This is a genomic window from Sulfurimonas sp., from assembly GCF_026991475.1.
Taxonomy (GTDB): domain Bacteria; phylum Campylobacterota; class Campylobacteria; order Campylobacterales; family Sulfurimonadaceae; genus Sulfurimonas.
Map to the genome: position 1 here is coordinate 1 of NZ_JALXBK010000066.1, position 1,657 is coordinate 1,657.

Below are 1,657 nucleotides of genomic sequence, written 5' to 3' on the forward strand. Positions count from 1 at the left end.
GGACATGGTACTGAAAAGGTTATTTCTGCTGTGCATAAAGATGATGGAAAAATAGATGTTTCTGTCATTCCTGTTAAAACACTTACAACAGTTTTAACCATTTTTGCTGGTGGCTCTGTGGGAAAAGAGGGTCCAGGTGCTCAGATCGGAGCAGGAATGGCTTCTCTTGTCTCTTCCATTTTAAAATTTAAAAAACAAGATAGAAAAAAACTGGTTATTTGTGGTATTAGTGCTGGTTTTGCAACTGTTTTTGGAACACCTATTGCAGGGGCAATTTTTGGTGTTGAAGTGCTTATTATTGGTGTTATTATGTACGATGTACTGCTTCCATCTTTCATTGCAGGATTTGCTGCATTTACAACTGCACAATTTTTAGGAATAGACTACACATACTACGATATGCACTTTGTTCAAAGTGTCTCTTTAGATATGTCTTTGATTTTAAAAGTAATTTTGGCAGGAGTATTTTTTGGAATTGTATCTGATATTGTTATTACTGCAATCTCTCAAACTCATCATGTGATTAAGCAAATAAAAGTGAACTTATATGTAAAAGCTTTTGTCGGTGGTTCTCTTATTGTACTTTTAGCTACCGTATTTGGAGAACAATATTTAGGTTTGGGTCTTAATACTATCGCTGATGCTTTAAGTCAACATCCTGCAGATTATACAAATATTCATTGGTACACTTTTATACTCAAAACCATATTTACTTCTCTCTCTTTAGGTGCTGGAGGAAGTGGAGGGGTTGTTACTCCTATTTTTTATATTGGTGCAACGAGTGGTAACTTTTTTGGTTCTATTATTTCACCTGATCATATCTCTCTTTTTGCTGCTTTGGGTTTTGTTAGTGTTGTTGCTGCTACAACAAATACTCCTATTGCATCTACCATTATGGCAGTGGAACTTTTTGGTATAGATATAGCTCACTATGCAGCACTCTCTGCTGTTATTAGCTTTTTGATTTCAGGGCATAGAAGTATCTTCTCTTCTCAAATTTTGGCTATGAAAAAATCTGAAATGTTGAGTATGAAGATAGGCGATGAGGTAGAAAATATTAATATCTCTTTAGAAGAACATGAGATGAATAAGATAGATAGATTTAAAAGAAAACTTCGTAAAAAGAAGAAGTAAAAAAGTATGAAGATTTTATTTATAGGCGGCATTAAGAGTGGAAAATCTCGAAATGCAGAGCAATACATTGAAAAACTTTCTGAAAAAAAACCCATCTATTTAGCGACAACAGAGTTTGTTGATGATGAGATGAAGCAAAAGATAGACGCACATAAAAAGATGCGTGAAGATAAATTTATTACAGTAGAAGAAGCACTCAATTTAAGAGAAAAAATAGAGTTACAAGAGGGTGCTGTTTTAGTAGAGTGTCTGAGTATGTGGATAAATAATATGCTCTATCATGAAAAATCTTATGAAGATATGCAGGCAGAACTCTCTACGGTTTTACAACTCAAACGAGATATTGTTTTTGTTATTAATGATGTGAGTTGTGGGGTTATTCCCCAAAATAAATTAGCAAGAGAATTTGTCGATATCAATGGTCGCTTAGCTCAGCTTGTTGCTAGTGAATGTGATGTGGTTTACAATGTCGTAGCTGGGATAGCAACGAAAATAAAATGAAAAAAGTATTTGATGGATTTGC

General features: G+C 34.1%; 2 protein-coding genes. Both read left to right on the forward strand.

The features are described 5' to 3' along the window. The coding region (locus MV589_RS05425) for a chloride channel protein (RefSeq protein WP_297432820.1) at window positions 1-1,134 on the forward strand (1,134 nt) is incomplete at its 5' end. A gap of 6 nt (window positions 1,135-1,140) precedes the next feature. Continuing rightward, window positions 1,141-1,635 carry a bifunctional adenosylcobinamide kinase/adenosylcobinamide-phosphate guanylyltransferase gene (locus MV589_RS05430; RefSeq protein ID WP_297432822.1) on the forward strand — a complete coding sequence of 165 codons (495 nt, stop codon included), beginning with the start codon at window positions 1,141-1,143 and terminating at the stop codon, window positions 1,633-1,635. Window positions 1,636-1,657 lie beyond the last annotated feature (22 nt).

Excerpts from the sequence above, each read along its gene's own strand:
- MV589_RS05430 (WP_297432822.1), top strand. The coding sequence starts at position 1,141 with ATGAAGATTTTATTTATAGGCGGCATTAAGAGTGGAAAATCTCGAAAT.